This is a genomic window from Klenkia brasiliensis (assembly GCF_900100695.1).
In the GTDB taxonomy this organism is placed as follows: Bacteria; Actinomycetota; Actinomycetes; order Mycobacteriales; family Geodermatophilaceae; genus Klenkia; species Klenkia brasiliensis.
On record NZ_FNCF01000005.1, the window covers coordinates 328579 to 345522 of the forward strand.

Sequence of the window (16944 nt, forward strand, 5' to 3'; positions counted from 1 at the left end):
GGCACCGACCACCCCGCACCACCGGCCCGCGGGCCACAGGAGGAGACACACGTGATCGACGACACCCTGCTCGACGCCGAGGAGCGGATGGACAAGGCCCTGTCGGTCGCCCGCGAGGACCTCGGCTCGGTCCGCACCGGCCGCGCCGCGCCGAGCATGTTCAACCGGATCGTCGTCGACTACTACGGCGCGCCCACCCCGGTGCCGCAGATGGCCTCCATCACCGTGCCCGAGGCCCGGATGGCCGTCATCAAGCCCTACGACTCCGGTCAGCTGAACGCCATCGAGACCGCGATCCGCAACTCCGACCTCGGCGTCAACCCCTCCAACGACGGCCAGATCATCCGGGTCAACTTCCCGCAGCTGACCGAGGAGCGCCGCCGCGACCTGGTCAAGCAGGCCCGGAGCAAGGGCGAGGACGCCAAGATCGCCATCCGCAACGTGCGTCGCCGGGCCAAGGAGGAGCTCGACCGCATCGTCAAGGACGGCGAGGCCGGCGAGGACGACGTCCGCCGCGCGGAGAAGGACCTCGACGACCTGACCGCCCAGCACGTGGCCGGCATCGACGAGGCGATGAAGAACAAGGAAGCCGAGCTGCTCGAGGTCTGAGCCGCCCGACCGAGCCGACACCGCCCCGCCCGATGGCCGCCGTCCCCACCCCACCACCCGGTCCGCAGCGACCGGGCCGTGGGCGTGCCCGGGTCGCCGAGCCCGGAACCGAGGCGCTGCCGGTGGTCGGCCGGCCCCCGGCGAGCGGCCCGGGCCGGCCCGTGCCGCCGCTGCCCCGGGTCCTGCCCACCGTGCCCGACGACCACGACCGTGACCACGACGCCGACGCGGACGGGCCGCCGGTGACGGCGCTGCCGGACGCCCTCGGCGCCGAGGCGACCGGCCGGCCGCCGGCCGAGACGCCGTCGGGCGCCCCCAGGGTCAGCCGCGCCGGGCGCGACCTGGGTGCCGCGGTCGGCGTGGGCGCGGGCCTGGGCGCGGTGGTCATCGCGTCGCTGTTCCTCTACCGGCCGAGCTTCCTGGTCGTCGTCGCGCTGGCCGTGGTGATCAGCGTGACGGAGCTGGTCCGGGCCCTGGACAACGGCGGGTACCGGCCGCCGCTGCCGCCCGTGCTCGTCGGCGGCGTGCTGATGCTCGGCCTGGCCTGGGTCCGCGGCCCGTCGGGGCTGGTGGTCGCCTTCCTGGTCACCGTGCTGGCCGTGCTGCTGTGGCGGCTCGGCGACGGGCCGGTGGGCTACCTGCGCGACACCTCGGCCGCGGTCCTGGTGGCGCTCTACGTGCCGCTGCTGGCCGGGTTCGCGGTGCTGCTGCTGGTGCCCGACGACGGTGCGGCCCGGGTGCTGCTCTTCATCGCCACCGTGGTGTGCAGCGACGTCGGCGGCTACGCGGCGGGCGTGCTGTTCGGCAAGCACCCGATGGCGAGGCGGATCAGCCCGAAGAAGTCCTGGGAGGGCTTCGCCGGGTCGGTCACCGCGTGCGTGCTCATCGGCGTCCTGGCCATCACGCTGGCCTTCCACGGGCCGTGGTGGGGCGGCGTGGTGTTCGGGGTGGCGATGGCCGCGACCGCGACCGTCGGCGACCTGGCCGAGTCGCTCATCAAGCGGGACCTCGGTATCAAGGACATGGGCACGCTGCTGCCCGGCCACGGCGGGCTGATGGACCGGATGGACTCGCTGCTGCCGTCGGCCGTCGTGGCCTACCTGCTGCTGAGCGCGCTCGTCCCGGCCTAGAGCGGCGGCAGGTCGCCGGCTCCGCGGGGGCGCGGCCAGTCCACGACCCGGACGACGGCCTCGACCGGCAACCGGCCGTACAGGTGCGGGAACCGCATGGCCTCCGGGTCCCCGGGCACGCCCGGCTCCCAGCGCACGGGGCCGGCCAGCCGGTCCTCGTCGACGACCAGCAGGACGACGTCGTCGCGGTCGTCGAAGAGCCGCTGGGCCGGCAGGTGCACCTGGTCGGGGGCGGACAGGTGCACGAAGCCGACGTCGGGGAGGGGGTCGACGCCGCCCCTCCCGGCGGCCGCGGCCCAGTCGGCGGCGGTGGCGAGGTGCAGCAGCACGCCCCCACCCTAGGGCGACCTAGGCTGCCGGGGATGGACGAGCAGGCCGGGCCGACCGAGTGGGGCACCACGGTCGGGGTCGGCCCGTGGGTGGGTCCCTGGCCCGACGACCCGCGCTACGACCGGCAGCTGCTCGCCGAGGGTGACCGGCGCAACGTCGTCGACCGCTACCGGTACTGGACGGTCGAGGCGGTGGTGGCCGACCTGGACCGCCGCCGGCACGACTTCCACGTGGCCATCGAGAACTTCGGCCACGACCTGAACATCGGCACGGTGGTGCGCACCGCCAACGCCTTCCTCGCCGCCGAGGTGCACGTGGTCGGCCGGCGCCGGTGGAACCGCCGCGGCGCGATGGTCACCGACCGGTACCAGCACCTGCGCCACCACCCCGACGTCGCGGGCCTGCTGTCCTGGGCCCGGGACGCCGGGGTGGCCGTGGTGGCGGTGGACAACGGACCCGGCGCGCTGCCGCTGGAGACGGCGGACCTGCCGCGGCGGTGCGTGCTGCTGTTCGGCGAGGAGGGGCCGGGGCTGACCGCCGAGGCCCGGGCCGGGGCCGACCTGACCGTGTCGATCTCCCAGTTCGGGTCCACCCGGTCGCTCAACGCCGGCGTGGCGGCCGGCATCGCCATGCACGGCTGGGTCCGGCAGCACGCCGACCTCACTGGTGGTGACCGCTAGATCGCTGACGGTCGCCGCGCCTCCGGCACACCGGGGCGGGTGCGCGGCAGCATGGGGGACCCCGTCCGTCCCGAGGAGACCCCGTGAGCAGTCCCGCCGTCCCGCCGCCCGCCGGGTCACCCGACCCCGGCGCCGGGTGGGACGCCGGGTGGCTGCCCGACTGGGTGGCGCCCGCCGCCCCCGCCGACCAGCCCGGGCCGACGGCGGCACCCGCGGCCGACGGGACCCCCGGGGACGAGACCGGCCACCAGCCGCCCGGGTCACCGGCCGCCCCGCTGGGCCGGCGGGTCACCGTCGCCGTCGCGGCGGCCGCGCTCGTGGTCGCCGCGGCGCTGCTGGCCGCGGCCGGCGGCAGCACCGCACCCGGGACCGCGGCGGCCGACGCGCCGACCTCGGCCACCCCCTCGGCCCGCGCCACCGCGGTGCCGCTCGGCTCCCCCGGGGCGGCGGCGCCGCCCACCTCGCCCGCCGGCGCGGTCGCGCCGTCCTCCGGCCCCACGCCCACGGAGGAACCGGCGCCGGTCACCGGCCCGGCCGCGACGGGGTCCGCAGCGGTCGTCGTCCCGCCCGCGCCCGACCCCGCGGACGTCGTCCCGTCCGTGCCCGAGGCAGCCGGCCCGGTCGGCTCGGCCACGACCGTGCCTGCCCCGGCCGACGGCGCCGCGGCCACCGACCCGACCGCGGTGCCCACCGCCCCCGCGCCCACGGCGGGCAGCCCGGCGGGGACCAGCTCGGCACCGCCGGCCGACGCCCCGCCGGCCGACACCCCACCCACCGGTGCCCCGCCTCCCGGCACCCCGCCCACCGACGTCCCGGCTCCCGACGCCCCGCCCACCGGCACGGCGCCGGCGCCGAGCGGCGAGCCGACCCCGGAACCGGTCGACCCGGGTGCCGCGGACCCCGGCGCACCGGCGACGGCCCCTGCACCGGGAGCGCCCGCCGACACCGCCGAGGGCTGAGCGGGAGCGATCTCACCCGCCCGGCGGGCGCACGACCCCCCGGGAGGGTGGGACAGTGGTGCGGTCATGACTGCCGACACCACCGAGCCCCGCGCCCCGCTGCCCCTGGTCTTCGAGGCCCCGCGCCGGGCGGCCAAGCCCCCGCGCCACCTCGCCGACCTCACCCGCGAGCAGGCGCGCGCCGCCGTCGCCGAGCTGGGCCACCCCGCGTTCCGGGCCGACCAGCTCGCCCGGCACTTCTACGCGGGGGTCACCGACCCGGCCGCGATGACCGACCTGCCGGCGGCCGTGCGCGCCGACCTCGTCGAGGCCATGCTGCCGGGGCTGCTTACCGTCGTGCGGCACCAGAGCGCCGACGGCGGACGCACCCGCAAGACCCTGTGGCGGCTGCACGACGGCGCCCTGGTCGAGAGCGTGCTCATGCGCTACCCCGACCGGGCGACGGTCTGCATCTCCAGCCAGGCCGGCTGCGGCATGGCCTGCCCGTTCTGCGCGACCGGCCAGGGCGGGCTCACCCGCAACCTGTCGGCCGCCGAGATCATCGGCCAGGCGGTGGCGGCCGCGGCCGCCATGGCGTCGGGGGAGATCCCCGGCGGGCCCGGCCGGCTGTCCAACGTCGTCTTCATGGGCATGGGCGAGCCGCTGGCGAACTACAACCGGGTGCGCACCACGCTCGACGCGCTGCTGACGCCGGCGCCGCACGGCCTGGGCCTGGCGCAGCGGTCGGTGACCGTCTCCACCGTCGGGCTGGTGCCGGCCATCCACCGGCTGACCGAGGAGCGCCTCAACGTCACCCTCGCGGTGAGCCTGCACGCCCCCGACGACGAGCTGCGCGACACCCTGGTGCCGGTGAACACCCGGTGGAACGTCACCGAGGTGCTCGAGGCCGCCGACGCCTACGCCCGGCGGACCGGACGCCGCTACTCCATCGAGTACGCCCTCATCCGCGACGTCAACGACCAGCCCTTCCGCGCCGACCTGCTCGGCCGGCGGCTGGCCAAGCGGCTCGCGCACGTCAACCTGATCCCGCTCAACCCGACCCCGGGGAGCAAGTGGGACGCCAGCCCCCTGCCCGCGCAGCGGGAGTTCGTGGCCCGGCTGCGGGCCCACGGCGTGGCGACGACGGTGCGCGACACCCGCGGGCAGGACATCGACGGCGCGTGCGGTCAGCTTGCGGCCAGCGAGACCCCCGGCATCCCGTCGGTGGCCGCGCCGCAGCCCGAGCTCGAGGAGACCGTGCCCCTCGGCTGAGGCCGGCCGGGCGGTCTACTCCGAGCGCCAGGCGTTCTTGCGGCGGCGCCAGTCCCAGACCAGGACGAGCAGCAGGCCCGCGGCGATCGCGTTGAGCCAGATGTTCTCCACGTTGCCCTCGTGGTTGGTGAACTGGAACGAGAACAGGATCAGCGCGGCGATGACCACGCCGATGCGGCCCTTCTTCCCGGTCTCCCCGTGCCAGCCCCAGTCCTCGGGGCGGTCCGCGTCGTGCACCGGCTCCGAGCCGGCACGCACGATCGCCTCCTCGCGGTTGGACTGGGCGACGACGGTCGCGCTGGTCTGCTGGCCGAGGTGGTCCTTGCCGCTCACCCGCCCATCATGGCAGCAGTGCACCCGCCGCACGCGACGGCCCGACGGGTCGGTCAGGATGTCGGCCATGAGCGAGCCCCGCACGGTCACCGTCCTGGGTTCCACGGGTTCCATCGGCACCCAGGCGCTGCAGGTGGTCGCCGCCAACCCCGAGCGGCTGCGGATCACCGGCCTGGCCGCCGGCGGGTCCGACGTCGCGCTGCTGGCCGAGCAGGCGCTGACCCTCGGGGTCGACACCGTCGCCGTCGCCCGCGCCACCGCCGCCCAGGACCTGCAGCTGGCCTTCTACGCCGCCGCCCAGCAGCGCGGCTGGTCCGAGGGCCGGTACCGGTTGCCCGAGATCCTGGCCGGCCCGCGCGCCGCCGAGGAGCTCGCCGCCCGGCCGGCCGACGTCGTGCTGAACGGCATCACCGGGTCGATCGGCCTCGGCCCGACCCTGGCCGCCCTGCACGCCGGGCGCACCGTCGCGCTGGCCAACAAGGAGTCCCTGGTCGCCGGCGGTGCCCTGGTCACCGCCGCGGCCGCACCCGGGCAGCTGCTGCCGGTGGACTCCGAGCACTCCGCGCTGGCGCAGTGCCTGCGCAGCGGCGCCCGGGGCGAGGTGGCCCGGCTGGTGCTCACCGCCAGCGGGGGCCCCTTCCGCGGCCGGTCGGCCGACGCGCTGGCCGACGTCGGCGTGGAGCAGGCGCTGGCCCACCCGACCTGGGCGATGGGCCCGGTGGTGACCATCAACAGCGCCACGCTGGTCAACAAGGGCCTGGAGGTCATCGAGGCGCACCTGCTCTTCGGCGTCCCCTACGCCGACATCGACGTCGTCGTCCACCCGCAGTCGGTCGTGCACTCGATGGTGACCTTCGTCGACGGCGCGACCATCGCGCAGGCCAGCCCGCCGGACATGCGGCTGCCGATCGCGCTGGCGCTGGGCTGGCCCGACCGGCTGCCCCACGTGCAGCCCGCCCTGGACTGGACGGCGGCGTCGGCGTGGGAGTTCGCCCCGCTGGACGACGAGGCCTTCCCCTCGGTCCGGCTGGCGCGGCAGGCGGGGGAGGCCGGCGGCGTGGTGCCGGCCATGTACAACGCGGCCAACGAGGAGGCCGTCGCGGCGTTCCTGGCCGGGGACCTGGCGTTCCCGGGGATCGTGCAGACGATCGCGCGTACCCTCGACGCGGCGCCGGACCTCGGCGTCCCCACCGCCGTCGAGGACGTGCTGGCCGCCGAGAGGTGGGCCCGGGAGCACGCCCGCGCCGCGATCGCCGGAGGCTGACCTGAGCACGATCCTGCTGACCGTCCTCGGGATCGTCGCGTTCTTCCTCGGGTTGCTGTTCTCCATCGGCTTCCACGAGTTCGGCCACTTCTACTGGGCCCGGAAGTTCGGCATGCGGGTGCCGCAGTTCATGGTCGGCTTCGGGCCGACGTTGTTCTCCCGCCGTCGGGGCGAGACCGAGTACGGCGTCAAGTGGATCCCGCTGGGCGGCTACATCCGCATCGTCGGCATGATCCCGCCGGCCGAGGAGGGCGAGAGCAGGCGCGCCACCCGGATGCGCAGCTTCATCGCCGAGGTCCGCGGGGCGGCGCTCAACGACGTGCTGCCCACCGACGGCGACCGCGTCTTCTGGAAGAAGCCATGTTGGCAGCGGGTCGTGGTGATGTCGGCCGGGCCGCTGCACAACCTGTTCCTGGCCGTCGTGCTGTTCACCCTGACGCTGACCACCATCGGCACCCAGGTGCTCACCACCACGCTGGCCTCGGTGCCGGCGTGCGTGCTGCCCTCCAACGCCGCGACCCTGACCGACGACTACACCGACGCGCAGCGCTGCTCCACCCCGCTGGTCACCACCGGCCCGCAGCAGGGCCAGCTGTGCCAGGCCGGGACCGCCGACTGCGCGGTGCCCGCGGAGAGCCCCGCCGCCGAGGCCGGCCTGCAGCCCGGCGACACCATCACCGCGATCGACGGCCGCCCGCTGGACCCCACCGCGTGGGACTCCTGGACCCAGGTGCAGACCGCGGTCCGCGCCTCGCCGGACCAGCCGCTGACGCTCACCGTCGCCCGCGACGGCGCGGAGCAGCAGGTGACGGTCACCCCGATCCCCAACACCGTGGCGAGCCTGGACGGCGAGGGCACCGTCACCGCGGGCTACCTCGGCGTCAGCCCCGCGGGCACGCTGGCCCGCCAGTCGATCACCGAGGTGCCCTCCTACTTCGGCAACATCGTGGCCAACTCCGTGGACCGGCTGCTGGAGATCCCGCAGCGCATCCCGGCGCTGTTCGGCGCCGCGTTCCTCGGCGAGCAGCGCGACGAGAACGGCCCGATCGGCATCGTCGGGGTGGGCCGCATCTCCGGCGAGGTGTTCTCGCTCAGCCAGTTCAGCGGGCTGGAGAAGCTCAGCTTCTTCCTGGGCCTGCTGGCCAGCGTCAACCTGGTGCTGTTCCTGTTCAACCTGCTGCCGATCTACCCCCTCGACGGCGGGCACGTGGCCGGGGCGCTGTACGAGAAGGCCCGGTCCACCGTCGCCCGCTGGCGCGGCAAGGCCGACCCGGGTCCCTTCGACATCGCCCGGCTGATGCCGGTCGCCTACGTGGTGGCCGGGCTGTTCATCGCCCTGTCCGCGCTGCTCCTGGTGGCCGACGTGGTCAACCCGATCACGCTGCAGTAGGCCGGTCGGGTGGGGGACAATGGAGTCGTGAGCGTCAACCTCGGCATGCCCGCCCCGCCCCCGCCCGTCCTGGCCCCGCGCCGGAAGACGCGGCAGCTCGACGTCGGCGGCGTCGGGGTCGGGAGCGACTCCCCGGTCAGCGTGCAGTCGATGTGCACCACCAAGACCGCCGACATCAACGCGACGCTGCAGCAGATCGCCGAGCTCACCGCCTCGGGCTGCCAGATCGTGCGGGTCGCCGTCCCCGACACCGACGACGCCGAGGCGCTGCCGGTCATCGCCAAGAAGTCGCAGATCCCGGTCATCGCCGACATCCACTTCCAGCCGCGCTACGTCTTCGCCGCGATCGAGGCAGGCTGCGCCGCCGTCCGGGTCAACCCGGGCAACATCAAGAAGTTCGACGACAAGGTCGGCGACATCGCCAGGGCCGCCAAGGAGCACGGCACCCCGATCCGGATCGGGGTCAACGCCGGCTCGCTGGACAAGCGGCTGCTGGAGAAGTACGGCAAGGCCACCCCCGAGGCGCTGGTGGAGTCCGCGCTGTGGGAGTGCTCGCTGTTCGAGGAGCACGACTTCCGCGACATCAAGATCTCGGTGAAGCACAACGACCCGGTGGTCATGGTGCGCGCCTACGAGCTGCTGGCCCAGCAGTGCGACTACCCGCTGCACCTGGGCGTCACCGAGGCCGGGCCGGCGTTCCAGGGCACCATCAAGTCCGCCGTCGCCTTCGGGGCGCTGCTGTCGCAGGGCATCGGCGACACCATCCGGGTCTCGCTGTCCGCGCCGCCGGTCGAGGAGGTCAAGGTCGGCCTGCAGATCCTGGAGTCGCTCAACCTCAAGCCGCGCCGGCTGGAGATCGTGTCCTGCCCGTCCTGCGGCCGGGCCCAGGTCGACGTCTACAAGCTCGCCGACGAGGTCACCGCGGGCCTGGAGGGCATGGAGATCCCGCTGCGCGTCGCGGTCATGGGCTGCGTCGTCAACGGCCCCGGCGAGGCCCGCGAGGCCGACCTGGGCGTGGCCTCGGGCAACGGCAAGGGCCAGATCTTCGTCAAGGGCGAGGTCATCAAGACCGTGCCGGAGTCCCAGATCGTGGAGACCCTCATCGAGGAGGCCTTCCGGATCGCCGAGCAGCAGGCCGACGACGGCGTCCCCTCCGGGGCGCCCACCGTCACCGTCTCCTGACCCCGTGACCGTGCTGGGCGCCCGCGCGGCGCGGGTGCTCGGGGCCGCCGACGAGCGGGCCGTCCGGCAGCTGCTGGACACCGACCCGGTGGCCACCTGCATGCTGGCCGGCCGGGTCGAGACCCACGGCACCGACCCGGCGTCCCTGGGCGCCCCGCTGTGGGGGCTGGACGGCGACGGCCGGCTGGACGCGGTGTGCCTGGCCGGGGCGAACCTCATCCCGTTCAGCCGGCCCGGCTGCGAGGTCGAGGCCGCCCGGGCCTTCGCCGACCGGGCCCGCCGCGCCGGGCGGCGCTGCTCGACCATCGTCGGGCAGGTCGCCGTCGTGGCGCCGCTGTGGGAGCGCCTGGAGCCGCACTGGGGTCCGGCCCGCGACGTGCGCCCCCGGCAGCCGCTGCTGGCCATCGACGGCCCGCCGCTGGTCGCCGCCGAGCCGCGGGTGCGCCCCGTCCGGCTGGGGCAGCTGGAGACCCTGCTGCCGGCGGCGGTGGCCATGTTCACCGAGGAGGTCGGGGTCAGCCCGCTGCGGGTGGACGGCGGCGCCGGCTACCGCGCCCGGGTCACCGAGCTGGTCCGGGCCGGTCAGTCGCTGGCCTGGATCGAGGACGGCCCCGGCGGCCCCGAGGTCGTCTTCAAGGCCGAGGTCGGGGCCGTCTCGCGCGCCGCCTGCCAGGTGCAGGGCGTCTGGGTCGCCCCGCAGCACCGGGGGAGGGGCATCGGGCAGACCGGCACGGCCGCGGTGGTCGAGTACGCCCGCCGGTCGATCGCCCCGGTGGTCAGCCTGTACGTCAACGACTTCAACGCCCCCGCCCGGGCCGCCTACCAGCGGGTCGGTTTCCGCGACGCCGGCACCTACGCCTCGATCCTGTTCTGACGCGGCCCCCGTCCTGTCAGGGACCTGTGCCAAGGTGCCGGGGTGCGCAGATCACGGGGTGCGGTCCTGCTGGTGGCGTCGGCCGTGCTGGCCGGCCCGGTGCTGTCGGCGTGCAGCTCCGACGACCCGGCCGACGGCGCCCGCAGCGCCGCGCAGGCCTTCCTCGACGCCTGGTCCGGCGGTGACCTGGAGTCCGCGGCCGGCGACACCGACGACGCCGCCACGGCGACCACGCTGCTGCAGCAGACCGCCGAGGACCTGCCCGACGCCACGCTGACCGCCGACCTCGGCCAGGTCTCCGTGGGCGGCGACGGCGACACCACCGCCACCGTCGCGTGGACGGCCACCTGGGACCTCGCCGCGGCCCCCGACTGGACCTACGACGCCACCCTCGACCTGCGCCGGGCCGACGGCGACGCCCCCTGGCAGGTCGTCGCCGAGCCGACCGTCGTGCACCCGGAGCTGGGGGAGGGCCAGCACCTGCAGCTCGCCCGGTCGCTGCCCGAGCGCGCCGCCGTCACCGACGCCGCCGGCGCACCCCTGTTCACCGAGACCGAGGTGGTCGACGTGGGCGTCGACAAGGGGCAGGTCACCGATCTGGCGTCGCTGTCCGCGGCGCTCGGCGCGGCCACCGGCGTCGACCCGGCCACCATCACCGCCGACGTCCAGGCCGCCGGCGACGGCCAGTTCGTCCCGGTGATCACGCTGCGCCGCGACGCCTTCGAGGCGATCCGGGCCCAGGTGTTCGACCTGCCCGGTGCGGTGTTCCCGACCTCCACCCGGCTGCTGGCGCCCACCGCCCGCTTCGGCGCCGCGCTGCTGGGCCGGGTCGGCGACGCCACCGCCGAGGTGCTGGAGGAGACCACCGGCGAGGACGGCCGACCGCTCTACGCCGCCGGTGACCAGCTGGGCCTGTCCGGTCTGCAACGGGCCTACCAGGAGCAGCTGGCCGGCACCCCGGGGTTCACCGTCGCCGTGGTCAGCCTGGACACCACCACCGGCGACACCGGCACCGTGGTGGGCTCGGTCGACCCGGTGCCCGGCACCCCGGTGCAGACCCCGCTCGTGCCGGCCGTCCAGTCCGCCGCCGACGCCGCGGTCGCCGGTCAGTCCCTGGCCACCCACCTGGTGGTCGTGCGGCCCGGCACCGGGGAGGTGCTGGCGGTCAGCTCGAACGAGGCGGCGAACGCCGGCAACGCGCTCAGCGGCCAGTTCCCGCCCGGCTCCAGCATGAAGACCATCACCGCCACCGCGCTGCTCGGGGCCGGCACGGTCACCCCCGACACCCCGGTGCCCTGCCCGGGCACCACCACCGTCGACGGCCGGGAGTTCGAGAACGAGGACCAGTTCGACCTCGGCACCGTCCCCCTGACCGAGGCCTTCGCGCAGTCGTGCAACACGACCTTCATCCAGCAGGCCCTGACCCTGCCCGACGGCGCGCTGTCGGCGGCCGCGGCGAGCTACGGCGTGGGCACCGACTGGCAGCTGCCGGTCGGCATCTTCTCCGGCAGCGTGCCCGCCGCCAGCACCGGCACCACCGAGGCGGCCGACGCGATCGGCCAGGGCGAGGTGCTCATGAGCCCCGCGCAGATGGCGCTGGTCGCGGCCGGCATCGCCAGCGGCACCCCCGCGGCACCCGTCGAGGTGGTCGGTGCCCCCGCCGCCGGCCCGGCCCCGGCCGGCCCCGGCCAGGCGGTGCTGGACCAGCTGCGGCCGATGATGCGCCAGGTCGTGCTCACCGGTACCGCCCGTGCCCTGGGCGGGCAGGGCGAGGTGTACGGCAAGACCGGCACCGCGGAGTTCGGGTCGAACGTGCCGCCGGACTCGCACGGCTGGTTCGTGGGCTACCAGCTGGGCGGGCCGCAGGGCGACATCGCCTTCGCCGTCCTGGTCGAGGCCGGGCAGTCCAGCAGCGCCGCCGTGGCCGTCGCCGACACCTTCCTCAGCGGTCTGGCCGGGTGAGGGTCAGCCGCCGGGGTTGAGCACCTGGTTGCCGATGATCACCGCGGAGATGCCGCCGAACACCAGGACGGCGAGCACCATGACGGCGAGCCGGTAGCCGCGCACCCGGATCGGTGCGGGCAGCGCCGTCCGGTTGAGCCGGATGAGCAGGATCGAGTAGACGAACATCATGAAGCCGCCGACCACCGAGCTGATCACCAGCAGCACCAGCGGCTGGTCGAACCCCGACAGCAGGACGACGGCCCCGACCACCAGCAGGCCCCACACGACGGTCGAGTAGATCCGGCTCTCGCTCCACCGCCGCGACCCGGCCAGGTAGGAGACCTTGACGGTGTCGGCCACCAGCCGGGCGGTGTAGTCGCAGATGCCCAGCGCGGCGGCGTACAGCGACACCGCGCCGATCCACCAGAAGAAGGTGCCGAACCAGCTCCCGACGGTGTCGGCGAGCACCTGCCCCTCCACCTGCAGGAAGCTGATGTCGTTGCCGGGGGTGTCCTGGCCGAGCACGGTGGCGTAGGCGATCACCGAGGTCGCCGAGATGGTCAGCCAGGTCAGGAACCAGAAGCTCACCAGCTGCTCGGTGTTGGCCACCCGCCACCACCCCCGCCAGCGGCGCAGGTTGTCCTCGGTCGCCGGGAACAGGAAGCCGGTGGACGGCGTGGCCTGGTCCTCCCCGGTCACCGGGGACACCAGGCGCGGGATGCGGGCACCCATCCCGAAGCCCTTGTCGCGGATCCAGTTGCTCTGCACCAGGTTCTGCCCGCCGCCGCCCCCGGCGAAGGCGAGCGCGCCGAGCACCAGGGCCAGGCCGAGCTGGCTGGGCACCGACCCGAAGTCGGTGACCACCCGGCGGGTCTCGGCGACGTCGTCGGCGCCCACCACCGCGACGAAGGCGATGACGATGAACGCCAGGACCGCGCCCACCTTGACGAACTCGACCCGCTCGACGGCGGTGTAGACCACCGGCGACAGCGTCAGCACCAGACCGATCGAGGCCAGCATCAGCAGCGCGATCAGCGTCACGTCGCCCCCGCCGACGGCGTAGGTGAGCACGGTGGCCGAGCTCGTGGCCCACCCGGGCCACAGGTTGGCCAGGACCGTGAGCAGCCCGAACACCAGGCCCCAGTGCCGCCACAGCCGGGAGAACCCGGTGAGCGCGGTCTCCCCGGTGGCCAGGGTGTAGCGCTCGATCTCCATGTTGATGAACAGCTGCAGGGTCACCCCGACGAACGCCGCCCACAGGAAGGACAGCCCCACCTCGCTGGCGATGTAGGGGTAGAGCACGAACTCACCGGACGCCAGGCCGATGCCGGCGCCGATCACGCCGGGCCCCAGCACCGCGCGCAGCGGGCGGGGCTCGGGCAGGTCCGCGGTCCCCGGCAGCGGCAGGGCCCCGCCCGCGGTCGGGAAGCGGCGCCCCGGTTCCTGCGCGGCGAGCGGGTCGTCGGTGGGCCCGGCCCCGGGCGCAGCGGTCATGCCGCCGATCCTGGGACCCGCACAGCCCACACGCAGGACGGGAGCGGCGCCGGTCGGCTCAGAGGCCGGGCGTGGCCGTGGTCGGCGGCGTGGCCCCCGCCCGGGCGCGCCAGGCGACCGCGCGGGCCTCGGCCGCCGACGCCGCCGCCACGGCGAGCTCCCGGACGGCGCGGTCGGCGGCCTGGTCGAGCACCCACACCCACGCCGCCGTCGTGCCGTCCTCCAGCTGGGCGGCCAGCCGGGAGGCGTCGACGGCCGACAGCACCGGGAAGGGCAGCTGGTAGGCCGGCGCGGTCGGCACCGGGTCCGCGCCGCGGTCGGTCAGCAGCCCCGCCAGCCGGTCGCGCAGGTCGCGGTGCGCCTCCACCGCGGTGCCCACGGCGGTGCGGTCCTCCTCGGCCAGGGCTGCCCCGACCGTGCCGTAGCCCCACACGGCGGCGTGCTCCGCGGCCAGCGCGTCCTGCAGCGCGGCGGTCTCCGCCCGCGCGGACCCGGCCTCGCCCGAGGACGTGGCGGCCGCGGAGGTCGAGGGGGACGTGCCCGAGGGGGAGGTCACGCCAGCACCACCAGCTGACCGCGCAGGCCCGCGGCGATGCTGCCCAGCAGGGCGGCCCGCGCGCCGGTGAAGTCCAGGCAGGCCGCGGCGTGGGAGTCGGCCGCCGCGGCCAGCCGGGCGCGCAGCTCGGCCCGCGGGTCGGCCGGTGCCGCCGACGGGGCCGCGGACGCCGTCGAGGAGGCCGGTGCACCGGCCGACGCCGAGGTGGTCGCGGACCCGGTGACCGACGGTGCGGCCTCCTGCAGCCGGCGCAGCTGCTGGCCGCACTGGTCGGCCAGCGCCGGGGCGGCGGCGGCCAGGTCGGGGGCGGCGGCCAGCGCGGCGGACACCGCGGCCACCAGCTCCTCCTGCACCGCCAGCTGACCGGCCAGCCGGTCGACCTGCTGCGGGGTCACCGCGTCGGCGCCGGGGGCCGGGTCGGTGCAGCCGGCCAGCGCGCCCAGCAGCGGGACCGCCCCGGCCGCGACCAGCAGCGACCGCCGGGTGAACGCCCCCGCGGTGGCCGGACGGGCGGGGCGGGTGGACATCGGGCACATCCTGGCAGCTGACCGGCCGGGAGGCGCGCCCGCCGGGCCGGTCACCGCGCCGCGGGCGGTACCGTGGACCACCGCGTCGCGCACGCCGCGACCGCCACCGGCGCCTCCGGCGCCCGCCCGGGTGCGCCGGCCGACCCGCCCGACCACCCCGCTCGACCCGCCCGCCCGAGGAGGCCCCTGGTGTCCACGTCCCCCGGCTCCCGCTCCGGACCGGTCGCCACCGAGCGGCTGACCGCCTGGTTCGCCCCGGTGGTCGCCGACGCCGGCTACGACCTCGAGGACCTCGACGTCCGCGCGGCCGGCAACCGCTTCGTCGTCCGGGTCGTGGTCGACCGCGACAGCGGGGTGAGCCTGGACGACGTGGCCGAGGTCAGCCGCGCGCTGTCCGACGTCCTCGACGCCGAGGACGACGACCTGGGCCGCTCGCCCTACGTCCTGGAGGTCACCAGCCCGGGGGTGGACCGGCCGCTGACCCTGCCCCGCCACTGGCGGCGCAACGTCGGCCGGCTGGTCACCACCACCGCGGTCGGGGAGCAGCTGGTCGGCCGGGTGGTCTCGGTCGACGACGACGGCGTGGTGCTGGCGGTGGAGAAGGGCGGGGCCAAGAAGGGCCAGGTCCGCAAGCCCGCCGGCAACCGGACGCTGACCTGGGCCGAGCTGGGCGAGGGCCGGGTGCAGGTGGAGTTCAACCGCCCGGCCGGCCACCGCGACGCGCACCTGGTCCACGAGGGCCCCGACGAGGGCCCCGACGAGGGCTCCGACGAGGGCCCCGACGACACCGACGACGACCTCGACGCGGACGACGAGCTCGACGCAGCAGAAGGAGAACAGTGAACATCGACGTGACCGCCCTCAAGGCGGTCGAGCGCGAGAAGGGCATCCCGGCCGACACCGTGCTGCAGGCGATCGAGACCGCACTGGTCACCGCCTACCGGCACGCCGACGGCGCGGCCAAGCACGTCCGGGTGCAGATCGACCGCAAGAGCGGCGAGGTCGTCGTGCTGGCCCAGGAGCTGGGCGAGGACGGCGAGGTCGTGCACGAGTGGGACGACACCCCCACCGACTTCGGCCGGATCGCGGCCAGCACCGCCAAGCAGGTCATCGTGCAGAGGCTGCGCGACGCCGAGCACGAGCAGACCTTCGGGGAGTACGCCGGCAAGGAGGGCGACATCGTCGGCGGCATCGTGCAGGCCCACGAGCGCCGCAACAACGAGGGCACCGTGCTGGTCGACATCGGCAAGGTCGAGGCCAACCTGCCGGCCACCGAGCAGGTGCCGGGGGAGAGCTACCCGCACGGCAGCCGGCTCAAGGCCTACGTGGTCTCGGTCGCCCGCACCTACCGGGGGCCGCAGGTCACCGTCTCGCGCAGCCACCCCAACCTGGTGCGCAAGCTGTTCGCCCTCGAGGTGCCCGAGATCGCCGACGGCAGCGTCGAGATCGTCGCGGTCGCCCGCGAGGCCGGCCACCGGTCCAAGATCGCCGTCCGCACGGCCGTGCCGGGGCTGAACGCCAAGGGTGCCTGCATCGGCCCGATGGGCCAGCGGGTGCGCAACGTGATGAGCGAGCTGCACGGCGAGAAGATCGACATCGTCGACTGGTCCGACGACGAGGCCACCTTCGTGGCCAACGCGCTGTCCCCGGCCCGGGTCAGCAGTGCCCGGGTGGTCGACCCGGCCGCCCGTGCGGTCCGGGTCGTCGTGCCGGACTACCAGCTGTCGCTGGCCATCGGCAAGGAGGGCCAGAACGCCCGGCTCGCCGCCCGGCTCACCGGTTGCCGGATCGACATCCGCAGCGACGCGCAGCCCGAGACCCCCGACACCGTCTCGCCGGGGGAGGGACGGGCGCCGCTGCGCTCGGCCCCCCGCCCGGCCGGCACCCCGGCGGGGCCGCCGCCGCGGGGCGGGGCCCGTCCCGGTCAGCGGCGACCGGAGCACCGCGGCCCGTCGGCGCGCTAGACTGGTCGATGGCCGCCTCGCCGATCCCGGTCCGCACCTGTGTGGGGTGCCGGCAACGCGCTCCGGTCACCGAACTGCTGCGCGTCGTCGTGCGGGAGTCCCGGCTGGTGCCGGACCCCGCCCGTCGGCTGCCCGGACGGGGCGCCTCCGTGCACCCCACCCCGGACTGCGTGCGCGCAGCGGTCCGGCGTCGGGCCTTCCCGCGGGCACTGCGCAGCAGCGCCCCGCTCCGGACCGACCAGCTCGAGGACCACGTCGCCACCCCGTCACCCGACGGCTCCCCGGCGCGGCCCGCACCACCGCAGCACCAGCACCAACCGTCGGACCGGCACCCGGCCGGTCCGCTCGTCGAGAGCAGGACGACCTCGGATGACCCACCCGTGAAGTCGCACCGATGACCATGTACCACTGACGACGAGGTCGCGCGGGCCAGCCGCCGGCCTCACCCCGTGAGGAG

General features: G+C 75.5%; 18 protein-coding genes. 13 read left to right on the forward strand and 5 right to left on the reverse strand.

The features are described from left to right. Window positions 1-51 precede the first annotated feature (51 nt). Together frr and BLT39_RS16795 are read left to right on the forward strand one after the other, a co-directional pair. Window positions 52-609, forward strand: a complete 558-nt coding sequence (frr, locus tag BLT39_RS16790; RefSeq protein ID WP_091066096.1) for a ribosome recycling factor — start codon at window positions 52-54, stop codon at window positions 607-609. 32 nt (window positions 610-641) lie between these two features. Continuing rightward, on the forward strand, window positions 642-1739 hold the full coding sequence (locus BLT39_RS16795) for a phosphatidate cytidylyltransferase (protein ID WP_091066100.1): 1098 nt from the start codon (window positions 642-644) through the stop codon (window positions 1737-1739). On the opposite strand, the gene BLT39_RS16800 is transcribed toward BLT39_RS16795, so the two are convergent. After that, on the reverse strand, window positions 1736-2068 hold the full coding sequence (locus BLT39_RS16800) for a DUF952 domain-containing protein (protein ID WP_091066103.1): 333 nt from the start codon (window positions 2066-2068) through the stop codon (window positions 1736-1738). The genes BLT39_RS16795 and BLT39_RS16800 overlap by 4 nt on opposite strands. A gap of 33 nt (window positions 2069-2101) precedes the next feature. On the opposite strand from BLT39_RS16800, the gene BLT39_RS16805 reads away from it, so the two are divergent. The 3 genes from BLT39_RS16805 to rlmN all read left to right on the forward strand — a co-directional run bounded on the left by BLT39_RS16805 (window position 2102) and on the right by rlmN (window position 4959). Next, window positions 2102-2749: a TrmH family RNA methyltransferase gene (locus BLT39_RS16805; protein WP_091066106.1), complete on the forward strand. Its 648-nt coding sequence runs from the start codon at window positions 2102-2104 to the stop codon at window positions 2747-2749. A gap of 83 nt (window positions 2750-2832) precedes the next feature. Beyond that, window positions 2833-3708, forward strand: coding sequence for a hypothetical protein (locus BLT39_RS22535; RefSeq protein WP_091066110.1), 876 nt, complete (start codon window positions 2833-2835; stop codon window positions 3706-3708). 66 nt (window positions 3709-3774) lie between these two features. Beyond that, window positions 3775-4959 carry a dual-specificity RNA methyltransferase RlmN gene (rlmN, locus tag BLT39_RS16815; RefSeq protein WP_091066113.1) on the forward strand — a complete coding sequence of 395 codons (1185 nt, stop codon included), beginning with the start codon at window positions 3775-3777 and terminating at the stop codon, window positions 4957-4959. A 15-nt stretch (window positions 4960-4974) separates the two neighbouring features. Here the strand turns inward: rlmN and BLT39_RS16820 are convergent, their stop codons facing one another. Beyond that, a complete protein-coding gene (locus tag BLT39_RS16820; RefSeq protein WP_242658494.1) occupies window positions 4975-5292 on the reverse strand; it encodes a DUF2631 domain-containing protein in 318 nt (105 codons plus the stop codon). A gap of 67 nt (window positions 5293-5359) precedes the next feature. On the opposite strand from BLT39_RS16820, the gene dxr reads away from it, so the two are divergent. The 5 genes from dxr to BLT39_RS16845 are packed head-to-tail and all read left to right on the forward strand — an operon-like array spanning window position 5360 to window position 11964. Then, window positions 5360-6556 carry a 1-deoxy-D-xylulose-5-phosphate reductoisomerase gene (gene dxr / locus BLT39_RS16825; RefSeq protein WP_091066116.1) on the forward strand — a complete coding sequence of 399 codons (1197 nt, stop codon included), beginning with the start codon at window positions 5360-5362 and terminating at the stop codon, window positions 6554-6556. A gap of 31 nt (window positions 6557-6587) precedes the next feature. Continuing rightward, the gene (locus BLT39_RS16830) at window positions 6588-7946 is read left to right on the forward strand and encodes a M50 family metallopeptidase (protein ID WP_278247005.1); all 1359 of its coding nucleotides are present in this window, start codon (window positions 6588-6590) and stop codon (window positions 7944-7946) included. A 27-nt stretch (window positions 7947-7973) separates the two neighbouring features. Next, a complete protein-coding gene (gene ispG / locus BLT39_RS16835; protein WP_091066123.1) occupies window positions 7974-9128 on the forward strand; it encodes a flavodoxin-dependent (E)-4-hydroxy-3-methylbut-2-enyl-diphosphate synthase in 1155 nt (384 codons plus the stop codon). Window positions 9129-9132: 4 nt separating this feature from the next. Continuing rightward, window positions 9133-10002 carry a GNAT family N-acetyltransferase gene (locus tag BLT39_RS16840; protein ID WP_242658496.1) on the forward strand — a complete coding sequence of 290 codons (870 nt, stop codon included), beginning with the start codon at window positions 9133-9135 and terminating at the stop codon, window positions 10000-10002. Window positions 10003-10044: 42 nt separating this feature from the next. Next, window positions 10045-11964: a penicillin-binding transpeptidase domain-containing protein gene (locus BLT39_RS16845; protein WP_242658497.1), complete on the forward strand. Its 1920-nt coding sequence runs from the start codon at window positions 10045-10047 to the stop codon at window positions 11962-11964. 3 nt (window positions 11965-11967) lie between these two features. Here BLT39_RS16845 and BLT39_RS16850 read toward each other — a convergent pair whose 3' ends face one another. The 3 genes from BLT39_RS16850 to BLT39_RS16860 are packed head-to-tail and all read right to left on the reverse strand — an operon-like array spanning window position 11968 to window position 14523. Beyond that, window positions 11968-13440, reverse strand: a complete 1473-nt coding sequence (locus BLT39_RS16850; RefSeq protein ID WP_207508065.1) for an Nramp family divalent metal transporter — start codon at window positions 13438-13440, stop codon at window positions 11968-11970. Between the two features lie 58 nt (window positions 13441-13498). Further along, entirely contained in the window at window positions 13499-13996 is a 498-nt protein-coding gene (locus BLT39_RS16855) for a ferritin-like domain-containing protein (RefSeq protein WP_091066127.1), read from the reverse strand. Then, window positions 13993-14523, reverse strand: a complete 531-nt coding sequence (locus tag BLT39_RS16860; RefSeq protein WP_091066129.1) for a hypothetical protein — start codon at window positions 14521-14523, stop codon at window positions 13993-13995. Before BLT39_RS16860 ends, BLT39_RS16855 begins: the two co-directional genes overlap by 4 nt. Window positions 14524-14712: 189 nt before the next feature. Between BLT39_RS16860 and rimP the strand changes: the two genes are divergently transcribed. From rimP to BLT39_RS16875, 3 genes are read left to right on the forward strand one after another with little or no spacing between them, the layout of a single operon-like run. Then, complete coding sequence (gene rimP / locus BLT39_RS16865) at window positions 14713-15366, forward strand: ribosome maturation factor RimP (protein WP_091066132.1); 654 nt, start codon at window positions 14713-14715, stop codon at window positions 15364-15366. Then, the gene (gene nusA, locus BLT39_RS16870; RefSeq protein WP_091066136.1) at window positions 15363-16487 is read left to right on the forward strand and encodes a transcription termination factor NusA; all 1125 of its coding nucleotides are present in this window, start codon (window positions 15363-15365) and stop codon (window positions 16485-16487) included. Before rimP ends, nusA begins: the two co-directional genes overlap by 4 nt. An 8-nt stretch (window positions 16488-16495) precedes the next feature. Then, on the forward strand, window positions 16496-16885 hold the full coding sequence (locus BLT39_RS16875; protein WP_091066139.1) for a YlxR family protein: 390 nt from the start codon (window positions 16496-16498) through the stop codon (window positions 16883-16885). Window positions 16886-16944: the final 59 nt, after the last annotated feature.

Bases quoted from the DNA above. Each gene is read 5' to 3' on its own strand.
- BLT39_RS16805 (WP_091066106.1), top strand. From the start codon at position 2,102: ATGGACGAGCAGGCCGGGCCGACCGAGTGGGGCACCACGGTCGGGGTC.
- BLT39_RS16850 (WP_207508065.1), bottom strand. From the start codon at position 13,440: ATGACCGCTGCGCCCGGGGCCGGGCCCACCGACGACCCGCTCGCCGCG.
- BLT39_RS16860 (WP_091066129.1), bottom strand. From the start codon at position 14,523: ATGTCCACCCGCCCCGCCCGTCCGGCCACCGCGGGGGCGTTCACCCGG.
- BLT39_RS16875 (WP_091066139.1), top strand. From the start codon at position 16,496: ATGGCCGCCTCGCCGATCCCGGTCCGCACCTGTGTGGGGTGCCGGCAA.
- dxr (WP_091066116.1), top strand. From the start codon at position 5,360: ATGAGCGAGCCCCGCACGGTCACCGTCCTGGGTTCCACGGGTTCCATC.
- rlmN (WP_091066113.1), top strand. From the start codon at position 3,775: ATGACTGCCGACACCACCGAGCCCCGCGCCCCGCTGCCCCTGGTCTTC.
- BLT39_RS16795 (WP_091066100.1), top strand. From the start codon at position 642: ATGGCCGCCGTCCCCACCCCACCACCCGGTCCGCAGCGACCGGGCCGT.